Source organism: Nonomuraea sp. NPDC051298, assembly GCF_055586305.1.
On the sequence record NZ_JBVJIM010000010.1, the window covers coordinates 298,011 to 317,010 of the forward strand.

15 protein-coding genes, 1 tRNA gene and 1 pseudogene are annotated in these 19,000 nt (G+C 66.6%); 8 read left to right on the forward strand and 9 right to left on the reverse strand.

The annotated features are described in order from the left end of the window. Nucleotides 1-236 precede the first annotated feature (236 nt). From gyrB to ACZ6S0_RS28235, 5 genes are all read left to right on the forward strand, one after another. On the forward strand, nt 237-2,180 hold the full coding sequence (gyrB, locus tag ACZ6S0_RS28215; protein ID WP_465922313.1) for a DNA topoisomerase (ATP-hydrolyzing) subunit B: 1,944 nt from the start codon (nt 237-239) through the stop codon (nt 2,178-2,180). A 21-nt stretch (nt 2,181-2,201) separates the two neighbouring features. Beyond that, nucleotides 2,202-4,700 (forward strand): DNA gyrase subunit A, encoded by a 2,499-nt coding sequence (gyrA, locus tag ACZ6S0_RS28220; RefSeq protein WP_465922314.1) that lies wholly within the window; start codon nt 2,202-2,204, stop codon nt 4,698-4,700. Nucleotides 4,701-4,703: 3 nt separating this feature from the next. Beyond that, the gene (locus tag ACZ6S0_RS28225) at nt 4,704-5,495 is read left to right on the forward strand and encodes a DUF3566 domain-containing protein (RefSeq protein WP_465922315.1); all 792 of its coding nucleotides are present in this window, start codon (nt 4,704-4,706) and stop codon (nt 5,493-5,495) included. A gap of 142 nt (nt 5,496-5,637) precedes the next feature. Then, a tRNA-Ile gene (locus ACZ6S0_RS28230) sits at nt 5,638-5,711 on the forward strand. Between the two features lie 140 nt (nt 5,712-5,851). Further along, entirely contained in the window at nt 5,852-6,811 is a 960-nt protein-coding gene (locus tag ACZ6S0_RS28235) for an HAD-IA family hydrolase (RefSeq protein ID WP_465922316.1), read from the forward strand. A 205-nt stretch (nt 6,812-7,016) separates the two neighbouring features. Here ACZ6S0_RS28235 and ACZ6S0_RS28240 read toward each other — a convergent pair. The 6 genes and pseudogenes from ACZ6S0_RS28240 to ACZ6S0_RS28265 all read right to left on the reverse strand — a co-directional run. Beyond that, nucleotides 7,017-7,154: pseudogene (locus ACZ6S0_RS28240) on the reverse strand (site-specific integrase); the annotation flags it as partial. 12 nt (nt 7,155-7,166) lie between these two features. Beyond that, the gene (locus ACZ6S0_RS28245; protein WP_465922317.1) at nt 7,167-7,475 is read right to left on the reverse strand and encodes a site-specific integrase; all 309 of its coding nucleotides are present in this window, start codon (nt 7,473-7,475) and stop codon (nt 7,167-7,169) included. 685 nt (nt 7,476-8,160) lie between these two features. Next, nucleotides 8,161-8,607 carry an ester cyclase gene (locus ACZ6S0_RS28250; protein ID WP_465922318.1) on the reverse strand — a complete coding sequence of 149 codons (447 nt, stop codon included), beginning with the start codon at nt 8,605-8,607 and terminating at the stop codon, nt 8,161-8,163. 80 nt (nt 8,608-8,687) lie between these two features. Next, on the reverse strand, nt 8,688-8,870 hold the full coding sequence (locus ACZ6S0_RS28255; RefSeq protein WP_465922319.1) for a hypothetical protein: 183 nt from the start codon (nt 8,868-8,870) through the stop codon (nt 8,688-8,690). A 240-nt stretch (nt 8,871-9,110) separates the two neighbouring features. Continuing rightward, complete coding sequence (locus tag ACZ6S0_RS28260; protein WP_465922320.1) at nt 9,111-10,043, reverse strand: sensor histidine kinase; 933 nt, start codon at nt 10,041-10,043, stop codon at nt 9,111-9,113. Between the two features lie 595 nt (nt 10,044-10,638). Then, nucleotides 10,639-11,853: an amidohydrolase family protein gene (locus tag ACZ6S0_RS28265; RefSeq protein WP_465922321.1), complete on the reverse strand. Its 1,215-nt coding sequence runs from the start codon at nt 11,851-11,853 to the stop codon at nt 10,639-10,641. 78 nt (nt 11,854-11,931) lie between these two features. Between ACZ6S0_RS28265 and ACZ6S0_RS28270 the strand changes: the two genes are divergently transcribed. After that, nucleotides 11,932-12,546, forward strand: a complete 615-nt coding sequence (locus tag ACZ6S0_RS28270) for a TetR family transcriptional regulator (protein WP_465922322.1) — start codon at nt 11,932-11,934, stop codon at nt 12,544-12,546. Nucleotides 12,547-12,609: 63 nt separating this feature from the next. Here ACZ6S0_RS28270 and ACZ6S0_RS28275 read toward each other — a convergent pair whose 3' ends face one another. The 3 genes from ACZ6S0_RS28275 to ACZ6S0_RS28285 form a co-directional block, all read right to left on the reverse strand. Beyond that, on the reverse strand, nt 12,610-13,881 hold the full coding sequence (locus ACZ6S0_RS28275; protein WP_465922323.1) for a prolyl oligopeptidase family serine peptidase: 1,272 nt from the start codon (nt 13,879-13,881) through the stop codon (nt 12,610-12,612). A 333-nt stretch (nt 13,882-14,214) separates the two neighbouring features. Further along, a complete protein-coding gene (locus tag ACZ6S0_RS28280) occupies nt 14,215-14,889 on the reverse strand; it encodes a response regulator transcription factor (RefSeq protein WP_465922324.1) in 675 nt (224 codons plus the stop codon). After that, nucleotides 14,886-16,019, reverse strand: coding sequence for a sensor histidine kinase (locus ACZ6S0_RS28285; RefSeq protein WP_465922325.1), 1,134 nt, complete (start codon nt 16,017-16,019; stop codon nt 14,886-14,888). Before ACZ6S0_RS28285 ends, ACZ6S0_RS28280 begins: the two co-directional genes overlap by 4 nt. A 525-nt stretch (nt 16,020-16,544) precedes the next feature. On the opposite strand from ACZ6S0_RS28285, the gene ACZ6S0_RS28290 reads away from it, so the two are divergent. Next, nucleotides 16,545-17,309: a GntR family transcriptional regulator gene (locus ACZ6S0_RS28290; protein WP_465922326.1), complete on the forward strand. Its 765-nt coding sequence runs from the start codon at nt 16,545-16,547 to the stop codon at nt 17,307-17,309. Nucleotides 17,310-17,646: 337 nt separating this feature from the next. Beyond that, nucleotides 17,647-18,999: an ABC transporter substrate-binding protein gene (locus ACZ6S0_RS28295; protein WP_465922327.1), complete on the forward strand. Its 1,353-nt coding sequence runs from the start codon at nt 17,647-17,649 to the stop codon at nt 18,997-18,999. Nucleotide 19,000 lies beyond the last annotated feature (1 nt).

Sequence of the window (19,000 nt, forward strand, 5' to 3'; positions counted from 1 at the left end):
GGGGCAAAACGAGCTAGAGGGCATCACAGGCGCGTTCATTGCCACCTTGGCCCTCCGGAGGCGGTAGAATAAAAAAGGATTCCGGACACGTCCGCTTGCGTGTCACCCCGGCAGCAAGCCGACTCCCCTGGGTGACCGCGCATCGGGGCACTCACGACGGTGACGGGCACGGCAGGGGCAGCTTTCGCGAATGATGGCCTCCCCCGCCGCGTGTCCGCGGCAGGAGGATTTCGCAGTTGTCCTACGACGCTAGCTCAATCACCGTACTCGAGGGGCTTGAGGCGGTTCGCAAGCGCCCGGGTATGTATATCGGCTCGACCGGTGAGCGCGGCCTGCACCACCTCGTCCAGGAGATCGTGGACAACGCGGTCGACGAGGCCCTGGCCGGCTACGCCACCTGGATCGACGTCACGATCTTGGCCGACAACGGCGTGCGCGTCATCGACAACGGTCGCGGCATCCCCACGGGCATCCACCCGGTGGAGAAGCGCTCGGCCGTGGAGGTCGTGCTGACCACGCTCCACGCGGGCGGCAAGTTCGACAGCCAGTCCTACGCGGTCTCCGGCGGCCTGCACGGCGTCGGCTCGGCCGTCGTCAACGCGCTGTCGACCGCCCTGGAGGTCGAGGTCAAGCAGAATGGCTTCTACTGGCGCCAGCGCTACGAGATGTCCAAGCCCACGGCGCCCCTGGCCAAGGGCGAGCAGACCGACGAGACCGGCACCACGGTCACGTTCTGGCCGGATGCGGAGGTCTTCGAGACCACCACCTGGAACTTCGAGACGCTCTCGCGCCGCTTCCAGGAGATGGCCTTCCTCAACAAGGGCCTGACGATCACGCTCACCGACGAGCGCCCCGACCACGTCAACGGCGAGCCGCGCCGGGTCGTCTACAGCTACGCGGGCGGCCTGGCCGACTTCGTCCAGCACCTCAACTCCAAGAAGGAGCCGGCGCACGCGTCGATCATCGCCTTCGAGGAGGAGGGCGACGGCATCGCGGTCGAGATCGCCATGCAGTGGAACAACTCCTACTCGGAGTCGGTCTACACGTTCGCCAACACCATCAACACGGCGGAGGGCGGCACCCACGAGGAGGGCTTCCGCGCGGCGCTGACGTCGATCGTCAACCGCTACGCGCGCGAGCAGAAGTTCCTCAAAGAGGGTAAAGACGACAACCTCTCCGGTGAAGACGTTCGCGAGGGCTTGACCGCGATCATCTCGGTCAAGCTGTCCGACCCGCAGTTCGAGGGCCAGACCAAGACCAAGCTGGGCAACACCGAGGCCAAGTCGTTCGTCCAGAAGGCCTGCAACGACCACCTGCGCGACTGGTTCGAGCGCAACCCCGGCGAGGCCAAGGACATCATCAACAAGTCCCTGCAGGCCTCCCGCGCCCGCATCGCCGCCCGCCAGGCGCGCGATCTGACCAGGCGGAAGTCGCTGCTGGAGGCGGGCAGCGGGCTGCCGGGCAAGCTGGCCGACTGCCAGTGGAACGACCCGGAGAAGTGCGAGCTGTTCATCGTCGAGGGCGACTCGGCCGGCGGCTCGGCCAAGGGCGGCCGCGACTCGCGTTTCCAGGCGATCCTGCCCATCCGCGGCAAGATCCTCAACGTCGAGAAGGCGCGGATCGACAAGGTCCTCAAGAACAACGAGGTCCAGGCGCTGATCACCGCCCTGGGCACCGGCGTCCACGACGAGTTCGACATCACCAAGCTGCGCTACCACAAGGTCATCCTCATGGCCGACGCCGACGTGGACGGCCAGCACATCAACACGCTGCTGCTGACGCTGCTGTTCCGGTTCATGCGGCCGTTGATCGAGGCCGGTCACGTCTACCTGTCGTGCCCGCCGCTCTACAAGATCAAGTGGGACCGCAAGGGCGAGGACGCCTCCTACGCCTACTCCGACGCCGAACGCGACGCGGTCATCGCCGAGGGCATCGCCAACGGCAAGCCCGACCCGCGGCCGCGCGACAACGTACAGCGCTTCAAGGGGCTGGGCGAGATGAACGCGAGCCAGCTCTGGGAGACCACGATGAACCCGGAGACCCGGCTGCTGCGCCTGGTCACGCTCGACGACGCGGCCCAGGCCGACGACCTGTTCAGCGTACTGATGGGGGAAGACGTGGAGGCGCGGCGCGACTTCATCATCCGCAATGCGCGCGACGTGCGCTTCCTCGACGTTTAGCCACCAGAAGGACCTTTACCTGTGACGGACGTGAACACCACTCCCCCGGCTGAGCGCATCGAGCCGGTCGACATCCAGTCCGAGATGCAGCGCAGTTACATGGACTACGCGATGTCCGTCATCGTGTCCAGGGCGCTGCCGGACGTGCGCGACGGCCTCAAGCCCGTGCACCGGCGCGTGCTCTACGCGATGTACGACGGGGGCTACCGTCCCGACCGCGGCTACTTCAAGTGCGCCCGCGTCGTCGGCGACGTGATGGGCACCTACCACCCGCACGGCGACACCTCGATCTACGACGCGCTGGTCCGCCTGGCGCAGCCGTGGTCGCTGCGTTACCCGCTGGTCGACGGCCAGGGCAACTTCGGCTCGCCGGGCAACGACCCGGCCGCGGCGATGCGCTACACCGAGTGCAAGCTCGCGCCCATCGCCATGGAGATGCTGCGCGACATCGACAAGGAGACCGTCGACTTCCGTCCCAACTACGACGGCAAGTCGCAGGAGCCCGACGTCCTGCCTGCGCGGTTCCCGCAGTTGCTGGTCAACGGCTCGGGCGGCATCGCGGTCGGCATGGCGACCAACATCCCGCCGCACAACCTGCGCGAGGTCGCCGCGGCGGTCAAGTGGGCGCTGGAAAACCCCGAGGCCGGCGACGAAGAGCTGCTCGAAGCGGCCATCAGGCTGGTCAAGGGGCCCGACTTCCCGACCAAGGCGCTCATCGTGGGCCGGCGCGGCATCGAAGACGCCTACCGCACCGGGCGCGGCTCGATCACCATGCGGGCCGTGGTCGAGGTCGAGGAGGACAAGGGGCGGCAGGCGCTGGTCGTCACCGAGCTGCCGTACCAGGTCAATCCCGACAACCTCGCGCTGAAGATCGCCGAGCTGGTGCGCGAGGGCAAGCTGACCGGCATCGCCGACGTCCGTGACGAGAGCTCCTCGCGGGTGGGGCAGCGCCTGGTCATCGTGCTGAAGCGCGACGCGGTCGCCAAGGTCGTGCTCAACAACCTGTACAAGCACACCCAGCTCCAGGACACCTTCGGCGCCAACATGCTGGCGCTGGTCGACGGCGTGCCGCGGACGCTGCGGCTCGACCAGTTCGTCCGGCACTACGTGGCGCACCAGATCGAGGTCATCGTCCGCCGGACGCGCTACCTGCTGCGCAAGGCCGAGGAGCGCGCGCACATCCTGCGCGGCCTGCTGAAGGCGCTCAGCCGGCTCGACGAGGTCATCGCCCTCATCCGGGCCTCCGACTCCGCCTCCGCCGCCCAGCAGGGCCTCATGGGGCTGCTGGAGATCGACGAGGTGCAGGCGCAGGCCATCCTCGACATGCAGCTCCGCAAGCTGGCCGCCCTGGAGCGGCAGTCCATCCAGGACGAGTACGACTCCCTGATGACCCAGATCGCCGAGTACAACGCGATCCTGGCCAGCGAGAGCCGCCAGCGGGAGATCATCAACGAGGAGCTGGCGGAGGTCGTCGGCCGCTTCGGCGACGACCGGAAGACCGAGATCATCGCCTACGACGGTGACATGTCCATCGAGGACCTCATCGCCGAGGAAGAGATCGTCGTCACGATCACCAGGGGCGGGTACGCCAAGCGCACCCGTACCGATCTCTACCGGGCCCAGAAGCGGGGCGGCAAGGGCGTACGCGGGGCGCAGCTCCGCCAGGACGACATCGTCGACCACTTCTTCGTCACCACGACGCACCACTGGTTGCTGTTCTTCACGAACAAGGGCCGGGTCTACCGCGTCAAGGCGTACGAGCTGCCCGACGCTGGTCGTGACGCCCGGGGCATGCATCTCGCGAACCTTCTTGCCATGCAGCCCGACGAAACAGTCATGGAAGTTCTCGACCTACGCGACTACGACGTCGCCCCCTACCTCGTCCTCGCCACCCGCAGCGGGCTGGTCAAGAAGACCCGCCTGTCCGAATACGACTCCCCCAGATCGGGCGGTCTGATCGCGATCAACCTGCGGGAGGACGACGAGGTCATCGGAGCCCGCCTGGTCTCCGAGTCCGACGACCTGCTGCTCGTCTCCAAGGGCGCGCAGTCGATCCGGTTCACCGCTTCCGACGACGCGCTCCGTCCGATGGGACGGGCGACCAGCGGCGTCATCGGCATGAGGTTCCTCGAAGGTGACGAACTTCTCGCCATGAATCGGATCGCCGACGGTCAAGATGTGCTTATCGCTACCGAGGGTGGGTACGCAAAACGGACGCCAGTGGAGCAGTATCCAGTTCAAGGACGTGGCGGTAGGGGTGTGCTGACGGCGAAAATCGTGACTTCCCGTGGCAAGCTGGTCGGAGCCGTCATGGTCAACCCAGAGGATGAGGTCTTCGCGATCACGTCCGCCGGCGGGGTGATCCGGACGAGTGCCGGAGAGATCAAGCAGTCCGGCCGCCAGACCATGGGAGTGCGATTGATGAATCTCGCTGAAGGCGACAGCGTGGTGGCCCTCGCCCGGAACGCGGAGTCCATGGAGACTTCGGTGGAAAATGAGGAAGACGGGGGAGGAGAATAGTTCATGAGCGCCCAGGGTGGCTCCGCCAGGACCAAGGCGGCTTCGGGTAACGGACAACAACCGAAGAAGCCCAGAGAAACCGAGATCTTCGACGCGGTCGACGACGGCCGCGACACCTCACCCGCTCAGGGTGGGCCGTTGCCGGGCAAGGACGACGGCAGGCCATCGCCGCGTCAGCCGGGCACACCCGGCCCCGTCACCGGACCTGCCCCGGGCCCGGGCCCTGTCTCCGGTCCGAACGGGCCCGGCGGGCCTCGCGTACCCGTCGGGGCCGGACCCGGCGGCCCGCAGGGCGGCCCCGGGCAGCCGGAGGGCAACGACACGGTGCGCATCCGTCCGTCGCTGGCCACCGAGGCCCCGCCCGTCGTCGAGCTGACCAACAAGAAGAAGGGGTCGAACTCCTCCGGCGGCCGGCTCCCCCGCAAGGCCCACCTGGTCCTGCGCCGGGTCGAGCCGTGGTCGGCCATGAAGTTCAGCTTCGTGGTGTCCCTGGTCTGCTTCGTGGTGCTGTTCGTGGCCGTGGCCGTCCTGTACGGCGTGCTGTCGGCCCTGGGCGTGTTCGACTCCATCGTCGACCTGGTCAACCAGCTCGGCCAGGGTGAGGGCGGCCAGAACTCCATCCCGATCGACATCGCGTCCTGGTTCGAGCCGGTCCGGATTCTGGGGTACACGGCACTCATCGGGGCGGTCAACGTCGTACTGATCACTGCCCTGTCCACGTTGGGGGCGGTCATCTACAACATCGCCTCCGACCTGGTGGGCGGCGTCGAGGTGACGTTCAGCGAGGCCGAATAGGGGCTGCTGCGGCCGGGTGCTCGCGCCGTGCTCCAGGGGAGCGTACGGCGCGAGCAGCCCGCCGAAGGCGGTAAGCTTTTCCTCGTCCGAACAATCGGTTCGCCTTCTTCAGGGCGGATGCGATAGCGTTCGGGGTGCGAGCGGGGCTATAGCTCAGACGGTTAGAGCGCTTCCCTGATAAGGAAGAGGTCCCAGGTTCAAGTCCTGGTAGCCCCACATAGTTTGACCAGCAAGTTTGGCCGCTTCTCGATCTTCGGGGAGTGGCCTCTCCGCATTCTGCGTGACTATCTGCGTGACTAGGGTCCCTGGCCGGAAGCGATGGATGACAGTAGAGCCACTGTCTGAGGAGAACCGCCGTGGCTGAGATCAACTGGCATGTGATCAACAATGGATTAGATTTCCTCAAGAGCGCAGTCGAACTGCTTGGGGGCGGCAGCGATCGGGACGTCAAGTACGCGGCACTGCACCTGAGTGCGAGCTTCGAGACCTTGCTCAAGGCCCGCCTGGCTCGTGAGCACTGGTCTCTCGTCGTGGCTGACCTCCGTGAAGCTCAGCGAGCCAAGTATGAAGTGGGCGACTTCAAAAGCGTCACTATCGACCAGGCGTTGGATCGCCTAGTAAACATCGCGAACGTGACGATCTCGGACAAGGACCTAAAGCGGATCAAGGGGTTGAACCGAGTCCGCAACCAAGTCGCTCACTTCGCTCTCTTGTCGGACAACCCTCTGGTGACCAAGGCGACGGTGGCCGCAGCCATGGGGGCGCTTCTACGCTTCATCGAGAAGGAGTTGGCGCCGGGCGCTCCTGATGAGGAGCGTAGGCTCATAAGCCGCACGCTCAGAAGCGTCATGGAGCAGGTGCGCTCGATCGAAGTGATGGTTCGTGAGCTCTTGAACAGCTTGAAGCCCGTGATCGCCGAAGCCGACACCCCTGTGGTCAAGTGCCCGGAGTGTCTGCAGGACACGTTTCGGCTGGGAGGGAAAGGCTGCTGCCTGTTCTGTTCTTACTCTCCTATCGGAATCGTCTCCGCAGAGGCGTATGCGGAGAACGTCCTTGGAGAGTCGCGGTATCGAGTGCTAAAGCATGGTGGTGAGTGGCCTGTCAGCAACTGCCACTCCTGTGAGGAGGAAGCGCTGGTCCATAACCTTCAGACCGTGGCAACAGTCGACGCGGTGCATGGCTGCTTCGAGTGCGGCTATTTCGGCGACGGTGCGGATCTGGAACAGTGCAGTAGCTGCGGTGAATGGATGTCAGCAGATCGCGATGGGCTGACCGTGTGCGATCCCTGCTTCGAGTACATCGTGTCCAAGGATTGAGTGTCTCGTCCTCGGCACTTGCCGAGGACGAGACACTCGTGGTCATCAGGGGTCCGGTCTTGCGAAGATGCGGTCCATGACCACCGCTCCTCCCTGAAGCACAGGCGGAATCTGCTTGCGGTAGACGAGTTAGGTGACCGCCGTGCTTGCTGCTGTGGCCTACCAGCTGGGAGATCTCTTCCAACGGCGTCCCAGCGTCCGAGAGCAGGGAGACAAAGCTGTGCCGTAACTCTCTTGGCGTCCACTCCGATGGGTCCAGGCTGGTGTGCTTGATGACCCGGCGAAACGCTCGCCTTACGTTGGCCGCGTCCAGTTCGGTTCCGGCTGTGGACGCGAATACCAGGCCGCGCTCGGATCAGGCGTCGCCTTGCTCCTCCTGCTGAGCTGCCTGCTGCTGGATCAGGACGTCTACACATCGCTTGGGCAGTGCAAGCGTGCGGCGGGACTTGCGCGTCTTGGTGTCTCCACCGTTTCGTACTGAACGCCACACCGCGATGTACGGGGGCACGGATGGAACGGCGTCGAGGTTGGCTATCAGGTCCACGTGATCCCAGCACAGCGCGCGTAGCTCCTCGGCGCGTGCTCCTGTCAGGAGTGACACCATGATGGAGGCGTGCAGGATCTTGCCCTCCGATTCCTTCAGCACCTCCTCGGCCTGGGCCATTGTCAGGGCCTTGGACGTGGCGGCCCGAGTGAGTCTGGAAAAGCATCAAGCGTGATCGAGTCGGCCGACCATCGTGCGCTCCGTAAAGGACCTGGCGGACAGAATTGAGTGAGCCGTCGACCACCTCCAGGCGACACCCGAGCTTGTTTGCAGTTTCTTCCGTGATCGCGACCTGCTCTACATCACGTCGCCCGCAACTGAGCTACCGTCCAGTAGGCCAGTTTCTGCTCAGTAACGTGATTTTCGGTTACTGACAACACCTCACTGGAGCGACCAGCAATTCGCTCTGGGACCACAGCACAATGCGATGCGTGAGGCGATCAAGCGTGAACTGTATCTGCTCTCGGGAAACGATCATTCCTGGGTAGGGAAGCGATCTTCGAAGTAGCTCTCGCGCTGCAGATCAGCCGTACTCGTGAACACCCCACGTGGTGCGAGGATCGTCAGTGGGGCCAACGGCTCATCAAGCCGCTGGCCCCACCGCATTGTGCAGCGGGCCGGTCAAGCCGGTCGGCCACAGTCCACTCTGGCCTCGACGGCAGGGGTATCCCGTTCGTCGGGCTGCTTCACGGCCTGCCCGTACCCGCCTGCCCGGGGCGTGTCGCCGCGGTGGTGGACCTGGGTGACGTCGGCCGAGGCGTTATGGGTGGCCTCGATGCCGGGGTGGCCCGTGCTGGTGTTCGGTTCAGGCGGTAGGAATGATCCCGAGCTGCTGAAGAACCTTCACGCCGTCGTCGAGCCCGACTTCCTCGACGATGAGGCCGTCCTGGACCTTGAGCACCGTCGTGCCGGTGAATCGGAGCGTCTTGCCGGAGGCCGCCGGCACGGAGCCGATGGGAAGGTCGTCGAAGACGATCGGCCCGGTGTGCGTGCCGCCGCCCTCCCACTGGCCGACGACGTAGTCACCCTCGGCGATGAGGTCCGCGGTGCCCCAGAAGTTGAGGTCCGGGAACGCGGTACGGAAGTTGGTCGCGAACGCGCGCACCTCGTCTCGGCCGCGCATGGGCTTGTGCAGCGAGTACTCGAACCGGATGTCCGGGGCGGCGAGTTCGTCGATGATGCCGGGGTTGAAGGGGTTTCCCCAGAACTCCGTGAACCATCGGCCGACAATTTCCTTGTTCTTCTCAGACATTTGCTCATCCCTCTTTGTTGGTATCCGCCAGTAAGCGGAATGACATATCGAAAACGTTGGCCGGAGCCGATACGTGAGATTCACGATGATGAATCGAAAGAAATTTCCTGGCAGTCGCGCAGGCCGAGGAATTCGTAGACGCCCTCGGTCGCCGTGCCGCACCGGACGATCACCCGGTCGATGCCCGCCTCGCGAGCGTTGCGCAGAAGTTCCATCGCCTTCTGCGGGCTGGAGCAGTCCGGGGCGATCTGGCGCGTTGGCACGTCTCCCACAAGCCGCCGGCGCCGAAAGAGATCGACGCGTCCCTGGTGACTGCGGCATGGAGGCGGCCAGTGTTCGCTGATGTCGATCAGGGTGTCGAGGATCTACAGCGGGTCGCGCGGCGGGCCGGGCAGGACCATCTGGCCGATCCCCATCACCTGATCATTTACTGCGTTGAGGAGCGCGAAGCCGCATCCGGCAGCAACTCCTCGAAATGCCCGCCCCCCGTCGTCGCCGATGCCTCATCGGTCTTGCTGCAGTTCGGCGGCGGTGAGCGAGACCCGAGCGAGCGGCAGCCGGATGACGAAGCGCGCCCCCCGGCCGTCGCTCTCGGCGACCACCGTGCCCCCGTGCGCCTCCACCACCTCGCAGACGATGGCCAGGCCGAGACCGCTGCCGCCGCGATCCCGGCTGCGCGCGGTGTCCAGCCGGGTGAAACGCTCGAAGACGCGCTCCCGGTCGGCTGCGGCGATGGGCTCCCCGTCGTTGGCCACCACAACCACCGCCTCTCCGCCGCGGCGGCGCACCTCCACCGAGACCGCGGCGGCCGCATGCCGGTCGGCGTTCACCAGCAACTCGGTGAGGGCCCTGGCCAGCTGCGACTCCACCCCATAGACCCGGACGTCCTGGTCGGCGGTCAGCTTGGGGGGCAGCCGAGCCGGGCGGTTGGCCACATGAGTGGTGACCAGGTTGGTCAGGTCCACCTCCTCCGGCGCCTGAGCCCGGGCGGATCCGATCCTGGCCAGGAAGATCAGGTCGTTCACGATCAGCTCCAGCCGGCCGGTGTCCCGCAGCGCCGACCGGATCGCATCCGACATGTCCTCGTGGTGCAGCAGGCCGCTCTCCAGTTGGGCGCGGATGCCGGCGATCGGGGTGCACAGCTCGTGCGAGGCATCGGCGACGAACTGGCGCTGCCGTTCCATCACGTCCTCCAGCCGGTCCAGCGTGCGGTTGGCGATCATGGCCAGCCTGGCCAGTTCGTCGCTCCCAGCCGTGAGCTGCGCGGCTGCCTCTGCGAGCAGCGTGTCGTTGGCGCTCGCGACCGCGGGACCGAGCGTCTCCTGCGCGGGGCGGCGGAGATGGTGCCGCAAGTAAAGGCCCGTGACCGCGTCGCCGTCGGCGACGATCGTGAGCGGCCCAAGGGCGGTATCCACCACGGTGTGTCGAGTACTCATGTCGGCACCTTCCCCTCTCGCTACTGTGAAGACGTGCGGGTCGCCATGAACGTGAGATGCCGTGTGGTCGGACGTGTCGAATACGTCGCGGTCGAGGCGCCACCGTGACATGGCGCTGTCGGAACGGATGCGTCGCGGCATCTATGCGGCGGCGAGCCAGGTGGACAGACCGCATAAGGCGATCACGCTGACTTCTTGAGCGCTGGGTGGCGGCGAGCTGGGGTGCTGGTGCGTCCGCGGTCGTCCTGGGCCTGCCTTGGAGGGTTTCGGAGGGGCAGCGAGGGTGTCGATGATTGGTGGCACAGGGGCGAAATCGCGGCGGGCTCGTCCGAGGTGAGAGCCTGCGGCGGTGGCGGCGTTCCCAAGGGAAGCGTTGATCTTGGGCAAGGCCCGCGGGCGAGTAGGAGTTGGGCATAGGCGGTGAGCAGCACCCAGGTCCGGCGTTCGGCCTGTTCTGGGTGGCGGAGGGCGACATTCGTCCAGATCGGCACGCTTTCAGGAACTTCAGGTAATGAGGAGAACTGCTCGCCGTGGTGACGGGTCACGACCATCGTTTTAGAGCTTCGTTTCTGATGAGGCGTCCATCGGCTGTCTCTCAGTTGGTAGGAGGGGCTTCGTCACCGAGTTGGTGCTCGCGTGCTATGCGCTGTCCGCCCCGCCAGACGCCGAGGATGTCGAGGGTGTGGTCGATGTCGGCTGTGGGGTCGCCGTCGATGAGTACCAGGTCGGCGCGGAGTCCGGGCGCGATCGTGCCCCTGTCGGTGAGGCCGAAGCAGCGGGCGGGGGCGGCGGTCGCGGCGGTCAGGGCCTCCCGGGGAGTCAGGCCGGCGGCCACGAGCCGGCGCAGTTCATCGTGCAGGGTCGCGCCGTGGGCGGTTCCCATGTTGGAGGCGTCGGATCCGGCCAGTACGGTGACGCCGGCGTCGCGGAGTTCTGCCAGCGTGTGGGTCGCCACGTCGAAGTCGTGTCGTGCGCCTTCGCCGAGCGGCACGGGTTCCATGGTGAGCATGCGCCGTGCCCCTTCGCTCAGGTATGGCATGACCCGGGGGTCTGTGGCCAGTTGTCGGCCTTGCGACCTGCCGAACAGTTCGCCGAGTACGGCGAGCGTGGGGATGACCACAGTTCCCCTTGCCGCCAGCTCATCAGCGAACTCTGGGGCGGGCCGGTCGACGAATAGGTGGCCGAGCACGTCGACACCTGCCGCGACTGCCAGCCGGGCCGACTCCGCGGTCAGCGCATGGGCGATCGCCAGTCTGCCTCTGTCATGGGTGGCGGCGACCAGCGTATGGAGTGTCTCGTTGGGCATCGACGGGGTCGGCACGCCCACGGTCGAGCCGTCGTCGAGAAGGATCTTCAGGTAGTCGGACCCCTCGGCCAGTCGCTCGGCCACGAAGGCTTCTGCCTGCTCGGGGGCGGTGAGTGTGGGGAAGGGCGGCAGGAGGCCCATCTCGACGAGGTACCAGCCGTACCCGCCGGGAACCGTGGCGGCGGTACCCGCGGTGCGCAGGTCCGCCAGCTCGGGGACGGCTGCGGCCGCAGCGCGGAGCGTGGCGGCCTGGACGGGGTCGGCCATCATGTCGAGTACGGTCGTGACCCCGAATACCGAGGCCTGTTCCAGGTCGCCGGGGAAGACGTGCGCGTGCGCGTCGATGAGGCCGGGTATCAGGGTGGCTCCGCGCCCTTCGACGACGACCGCTCCGGGCGCCTCCGCCTCCCCAACTGCGGCGATCAGTCCTTCGACGACGGTGACGTGCGTGAGCGGAAGGACCTCCTCGCCGTCGAACACTTTGACGTCGCGGAACAGCAGCATGGCGAGCCCCTTTACATACATGCATCTATGTATCTTTAGTGAAGCATACATGCCCGCACGTATGGGAAACTGGCCGTCATGCGGAGAACTGCGGAGGAGGCGGCGGCCACCCGTCGCGCCCTGCTGGTCGCGGCTCTTGCGGAGTTCGCCGAGCTTGGTTACGCGGCTGCCACCCTCGGCGGGATCGCCGCACGGGCAGGAGTAACCCGCGGCGCGCTCTACCACCACTTCACAGACAAGGCCGCGCTGTGCCTGTCGGCGATCAGCGAACTGTGGGCCGAGGCCGCGACGCCCGTCTGGAACAAGCTCGACGGCCCAGAACCACCTCTCCGACGCGTCGCCGACTTCCTCGTCGCATTCTTCACGGCACTGGAGGAGGATTCGACGTTCCGGGAAGTGTTCGCACTGTCGATGCGCGGCATGGAGGGCGCACCCGAACTGGAACGCGGCCTGCACGACAAGCAGGCCATCATGGAAAACTGGCGACGGCAGATGGTGCAGTTGCTGAGCAAGGCCGAACTCCGTCCGGGCGTCACCGCGAACACCGCGTCGCTCGCGATCATCACCGCGGTCAACGGCACCGCCGCCACCTGGCTGGCATGCCCTGCCCTGTTCTCACCCGCACAACAGGCACAGGCGCTCGCCGACGCCATCCTTCACGGCTTCGCCGAGCCGCGGGACGCCGCCCGATAGGCACACCTCAACCGGCCGACGCCATCCGCCACCTCAAAACACAAGCTTGACCCATCCTCACCGTCAGGTCAGGTGCCTGTTCAGGAATTCGAGTATGTACCCCATGGTCTGCTGGCTGTTCCAGGGCTTGGAGGCTTCGGTGTCGCCTGTGAAGGACAGATCGCCGTGATCGGCGCCCTCGAGCACGTAACGGGTGGACTCGACACCCTCGGCGCGCAACGCCTCATGCACGATCAGGGTCTGACTGGGTGAGACGAAGTGATCCTGGGAGCCGTGCAGTGCGATGAACGGCGCGGAACGGCTGCTGACATGGCTGGCCGGGTTGGCCGCCCGGACCTCCGGCGTCTCGTCCTTGACGGACCGTTCGGTCCCCGGACCGTACACCCACTGCGCGAAGCCGTTGCCAGGTGTGTAGGTGTCGTTCTGCATGTCGACGTCGAAGTCGGCGGCGAGCTTGGACAGGTCTGAAGGGCCAAACTGATCCACTACGCCCTGGACCTCGCTGCTCTGGTCCAGGTTGTCGCCCTGCTCGTACTGCTTGTCCCCATTGGTGGCTCCGGCCATTGCGGCCAGGTAACCTCCTGCCGACTGACCCCACACCGCCACATTGGCCGGATCGATGCCGTACTCGCTTGCGTGCGCACGCAGGTAGCGCACGGCGGACTTCACGTCGGCGACCGCGTCCTTGTAGGTGGCGTTACCGTTGCTGACGGTCCGGTATTCGATGCTGGCCACCACGTAGCCCTGTTCGGCCACCCAGGTGCGCTGGTTCAGGTTCCCGGACTTCTGCGCGAAGTTGAACCCGCCACCGGTGATATAGACGACCAGGGGCTTGCTGCCGGCCGACTCCGGGGTCTGGATGTCGAGCTTCAGCGGGATCTGCCGGCCGTCTGTCGTGGTCGGAGTGGCATACGTGATGTCGGACTGAAGGCTGACCGGCGTCTGGCCGCAGGTGATCTCCGGTCCGGCCGGTGTGTAGACGGTGCTCGTGCTGTTGTCGCTCGGCTTGATCGTCTTCGCGACCGTCAGTTCCCGGATCGGGCCGGGGGATGTCCCTGCCGGAGGGCTCGCCGCACCGGGCGGCGAGGAAGGGGTGGCGCCGGCGGCCGGGCCGGACGGCGGGGCGCCGCCGTTGCGTCCGGCGAAGGACGGCTGCGGGCACGCCGCGGAAGCGGAGGCGGAAGAGGCGGAGGCGGGCCTCGGCGTCTCCGCGCTGCCGCTGCCCGACGAGCATGCGGCGACCGTCAAGAAGCCCAGAGCAGTCAGCACGGCCGGTACCGCTACCCTCCGTCTGCCGTACGGCCTGGCGGTCGGCTTCGCGTCTTCGTGGTTCACTGCTGTCTCCCTCCAACGGTCCGGAGCGGCTCACTCCGGTGCGATCCACTGTCGCGACCGGTGGCTGTAATCGGCGTCGTCTGCGCGCGGTTCGTTGAGGTACTGCGGCCGTGGTACGCCCGGCGTCCCGGCGGACGCGTCCGCCCGCACCGGCTGGTAGCCGCGGAAAATCACCGCACGCTCGCCTGGAGCGCAGCCCGGGGCGGGGGTCGGGCACGAGGCCGCTGCCTATCGTGGTCACGCCGCCGGGCCGCGGGTCGAGCACCGCCCACACGGCCCGTGACCTGCCGGCCGAGATCGGTTTCAACGCCTACCGCATGGTCAAGGACACGGCTAGAGGGTATCGCCGGGGCGTACCAGTCCGGTCTGGTAGGCGATGACGACGAGTTGCGCCCGGTCGCGTACTCCTAGTTTCGTCATGGCCCGGTTGACGTGCGTCTTCGCGGTGGAAGGGGAGAGGTAGAGCCGCGCGCCGATGTCGTTGTTGGACAGGCCGAGCGCGACCAGCGCGAGGATCTCGCGTTCGCGGTCGGTGAGGAGGTCGAGGACGGAAGCGTCCGGGAGCGGACCGGGGTCACCGCTGGCGAGGAACCGGGCGATCAGCGCTTGGGTGGCCTTGGGAGACAGGAGGGCGTCTCCATCGACGACGGTTCGGATGGCGTCGATCAGCTCCGTCGGGGTGGCGCCTTTGCCGAGGAAGCCGCTGGCCCCGGCGCGCAGGGCGCGCAGTACGTATTCGTCGAGCTCGAACGTGGTCAGGATGAGCACCCGCACTCCGGCCAAGTTCTCGTCGGCCGTGATCTGCTGGGTCGCCTGGAGCCCGTCGATCTCCGGCATGCGAATGTCCATGAGCACGATGTCGGCACGGGCGGTACGGGCGAGTGTGACCGCCTCGCGGCCGGTGGCGGCCTCGCCGACTACTTCGAGATCTGGCGCGGATTCGACGATGCCACGCAGGCCGGCGCGGATCAGGGCCTGGTCGTCGGCGATGAGGACGCGAGTCGTCACAGTCTGCTTTCTGGTTGGGCCGCCATGGGCAGGACGGCATGAACGTGGAAGCGATCCCCGGCAGGACCGGCCGCGATCGTGCCGCCGACGGCATGCACCCGTTCGCGCATGCCGATCAGGCCATGCCCTGTCTCGCCTGATGGCGTGATCGGGGGCGCTGCCGGGTTGTCGACGTCGAGCACGACGGCGTTCGCGCGGTATTCGATGCGCAGGTTCGCCAGAGGTCCGATGCCATGCTTGTGCGCGTTGGTCAGCGCCTCCTGGACGATGCGGTAGGCCGCCTGGTCGACTGCCGCGGGCAGCGGGCGCTCTGGGCCGACCTGACGATGCTCGACCCGCAGCCCGGCCGCGGCGACCGTGTCCAGCAGCTCGCCGAGCTGCGACAGGCTCCGTACCGGCTCGGTGGGCGCATCGGCGTCACCGTTCTGCCGTAGCACGGACAGGATCGTGGTCAGCTCGCCGAGGACGGTCTGGGCTGCCTGCCGTACATGGCCCAGAGACGCTTCGGCCTGCTCCGTCCTGGTGCGTACGGTGTGTTCGGCCAGCCCGGCGTGCACGTTGATCACCGCTATGTGATGGGCGACCACGTCGTGCAGATCCCGGGCGATGCGCATCCGCTCTTCGGCGATCCGGCGGCGGGCCTCCTCCTCACGAGTCTGCTCCGCCCTCCTGGCGCGCTCCCGGACCGAGGCTATATAGGCCCGACGGTTGCGAGTGGCATCACCGATCGCGGTCGCCATGCCGGTCAAGGCAGCCATCCCCAGCGGCGGGCCGAGCCAGACCTGATCGGTGAAGGCGACGGTTCCCACGTACCCCACGGCCGCCGCCGTCCCACTCGCCAGCCACGCGCTCCGCCGGTTGGTCTGAACGGCCACGGTGTACGCGGCGACGACAGTGGCCGCGACGAAGCCGGCCGGATCGTTCGCGGACAAGGCCGTGACTGTCACCAGCGCCGTCAACACAGCGAGCAGTGGCAGCGGCCATCGGCGGTGTACGAGGACCAGCCCGAAGGCGATGGCCGCGACGAGCGCATCGCGCCAGGTCATCGGCCTGCCTTCGGCGGTTCCCGGGCGGGTGACCATGATCAGGCCGGCCGCCACTACCGCGACCGCGAGAACGACGTCCAGCACTGGTGGGGGCACCTGTCGCCATGGCGGGGACGACTGGATGCCCGATTCATCCATAAAAATCACCTTACCGGCCTGGTAAGTCGTCCGGAATCGACTGCCTGCGGTATGCGTGCCTACCGCAGGCACGGTAGCGAACAGGTAGTTCCGCAGGCGGGAGACGGGCTGATGCCCAGGTCGGAGGGCCGGTTGTCGCCTTGGTGGGCGAGTACGACCGCGTGGGGCCGGCCAGGGCGGAACGGACCGTACGCGGTCGCGAAGGCATCGGGCGCGACCGCTGGACGCGGGGATGAATCACGGGCGCGATGTCGTACTCAACTTGCTGCTCTGCCGTCCCCTCGGTCGGGGGTCCGGCTCGTCCGGCATTCGTGGACAATAAGACCGGCCTCCACCTCGCATGCCTGTCAGGTCTCCGGGCTCTGCTCGGAAGCCGTGACAGGTAAGCTAGTCGTCATGATGATATGATGACTATTACGGTCAGGTAAAAACACGAGGTCGGTCTTGTTGCGGACGGAAAGGACGGCTGCGGTGCCCGAAGGTGTCGATCGATCCTCTCCGGTCCCCGCGTGGGCGCAGGTGGCGCAGATCCTCCGCCGTCAGATGGACGCCGGTGCGCTGGGCGCCGGTGAGCGGCTGCCCTCCGAGCAGGAGCTGGCGGTGGGTTTCGACGTCAGCCGGATCACCATCCGCCAGGCGCTGGCCCACCTCGCCGCCGAGGGTTACGTGGAGCGCAGACAGGGCGTCGGCACGTTCGTCTCGCCCAGGCCCGACCTCGTCCAGCACGATCTCGCCCTCAGCGCCCCGTGGCGCGACCGGGTCAGGGGTGCTGGGCACGACGCCGTCTCGCGCCAGCTCGGAGTCGCGGCGTACGAGAAGCTCCCCGCCGACCTGGCGCGACGGTTTCCGGACGAGGCGCTGACGGGGGAGCTGGTCTACCTCCGCAGGCTGCAGTGCGTCGACTCCCAGGCGATCGGCCTGAGCGAATCCTGGGTGCCGCCCCGGCTCGCCCCCGGGCTGTCGAAGGAGCCCCTGATGGAGGGCTCCCTCTCGCTCACCCTGCGCGAGCGCTACGGGATCCTCCCCGCCGAGGTCGACAACTCGCTCGAGACGATCCTGGCGAGCGCCGCCGACGCCCAGTTGCTGGGCACCGACGTCGACGCTCCGCTGTTCGTCGTCGTCGCGCGCAGCCGGCAGCGGAACGGCGAGATCATCGACGTCTCCAGGACCTCGTGGGTGGGCGGGCGGGTGCGCTTCCGCTTCGTGCACCACGCCGAGCCGGCGACCGACGCCTGACAGCGGCGCGTACCAGCCCATACCGCCCACAGGGCCGCACCTGGCTCCTTCCTGGACTGTCCAGGTATCCGGACGTACCTTTTGGTTGGGTCTGAACGTTTCCGGCAATACGTGCAAAACCCCCTCATGCGGTCTTGACGGCTGCCTGGCGCGGAATTAACGTACTGACCTCAATACAACAAACCATGTCTCAGGACGCATCGAGCCGACCCCAGGTGTGGACGGCTCAGGAAGTCCGGCCGGCTACTTCGTCGTCGCAGCCCGGCCGCATCCCACAGTGCGCATCCATGTCGTATCGGAGGTCAGGATGCCCTTGGTCACCAAATGGCGATCGGTAATGATCACGCTGGGTATTGCGACGATGGCGCTCAGCGCCTGCTCGTCCGGCGGTGCCGGCGGCTCGGACGCCGCAGACTCGGGCGGCCGCCAGAATCTTCAGTTCTGGTTCTGGGGCGCGCCGCCCGCCCACCAGGACGCGATGAAGAAGATCCTGGTGGAAGGCTTCAACGCCGCCCAGGACAAGTACACGCTGACGGTCACGTTCAACAACAACGTCGACCAGAACGTGCAGGTGGCGCTCACCGCGGGCAAGGGGCCGGACATCGTGTACGGCTCCGGCCCGTCCTTCGCCGCGGCCTACGTCGCCAAGGGGAAGCTCGCCGACATGGACGCGTACGCGCAGAAGTACGGCTGGAAGGACAAGATCCTCGCGCCCATGTACGAGGCGGGAACGGTCGACGGCAAGCTCTACTCGCTGCCCAACTCGCTGAACACCCTGGGCATCTTCTACAACAAGAAGGTGCTGGCCCAGCTCGGCGCCCAGGTCCCCACGACGTTCGCCGATCTCCAGGCCACCATGGACAAGGCGAAGGCGGCCGGCCTGTACGCCTCCGTGACCGGCAACAAGGGCTGGAAGCCGGTCAACGAGAACTACACCTCGCTCTTCCTCACCCACGCCGCGGGGCCTGAGGCCGTCTACAAGGCGCTCAAGGGCGAGATCCCGTGGACGGACCCGGCGATCGTGAAGGCGGTGCAGGACTCCGCCGACTTCTTCAAGAAGGGCTACCTGGCGGGCGAGGACTACAGCAACCTCAACTTCACCGACGCCATGCAGTTGCTGAAGGACGGGAAGTCCCCCTTCTTCATCGGGCCGTCGCTGGCCTTCCAGTTCGCGACCGACTACTTCAACGCGGAGAGCGGCAACGTCGACGACCTCGGATTCACGGCGTTCCCGAACGTCGACCCCACGCTCCCGTCGCCGCTGTGGACGCTCGGCTCCACCGCGTCCCTGTCGATCAACGCCGCCTCGCCGAACAAGGACGGCGCGGCCGAGGTCATCAACTACATGATGTCCGCGGACTTCTCCAAGAAGATGACCGCGGTCTGGCCGGGCTACTGGGGCGCGCCGCTGAAGACGCTCGACGCCGCCCCGGACGACTTCACCGGGCTGTCGAAGCAGTACATCCTCGCGATCCAGGACATGAGCGAGGCGGTGAACAAGGGCGACTTCGGCTACTTCACCGCGACGTTCTTCCCGCCGGCCACGCAGCAGGAGATGGTCAACATCGACTCGGTGTGGCTGGGCCAGACCTCCGCGCAGTCCTTCCTGTCCAAGGTGGAGAGCACCTTCAAGCCCGAGTTCGACAAGAAGCTGGTGCCGCCGATCCCCGAGCCGGCCGCTCAGGGCTGAC

Excerpts from the sequence above, each read along its gene's own strand:
- ACZ6S0_RS28295 (WP_465922327.1), top strand. The coding sequence starts at position 17,647 with ATGATCACGCTGGGTATTGCGACGATGGCGCTCAGCGCCTGCTCGTCC.
- ACZ6S0_RS28260 (WP_465922320.1), bottom strand. The coding sequence starts at position 10,043 with ATGAGTACTCGACACACCGTGGTGGATACCGCCCTTGGGCCGCTCACG.
- ACZ6S0_RS28265 (WP_465922321.1), bottom strand. The coding sequence starts at position 11,853 with ATGCTGCTGTTCCGCGACGTCAAAGTGTTCGACGGCGAGGAGGTCCTT.
- ACZ6S0_RS28270 (WP_465922322.1), top strand. The coding sequence starts at position 11,932 with ATGCGGAGAACTGCGGAGGAGGCGGCGGCCACCCGTCGCGCCCTGCTG.
- ACZ6S0_RS28225 (WP_465922315.1), top strand. The coding sequence starts at position 4,704 with ATGAGCGCCCAGGGTGGCTCCGCCAGGACCAAGGCGGCTTCGGGTAAC.
- ACZ6S0_RS28250 (WP_465922318.1), bottom strand. The coding sequence starts at position 8,607 with ATGTCTGAGAAGAACAAGGAAATTGTCGGCCGATGGTTCACGGAGTTC.
- ACZ6S0_RS28245 (WP_465922317.1), bottom strand. The coding sequence starts at position 7,475 with ATGGCCCAGGCCGAGGAGGTGCTGAAGGAATCGGAGGGCAAGATCCTG.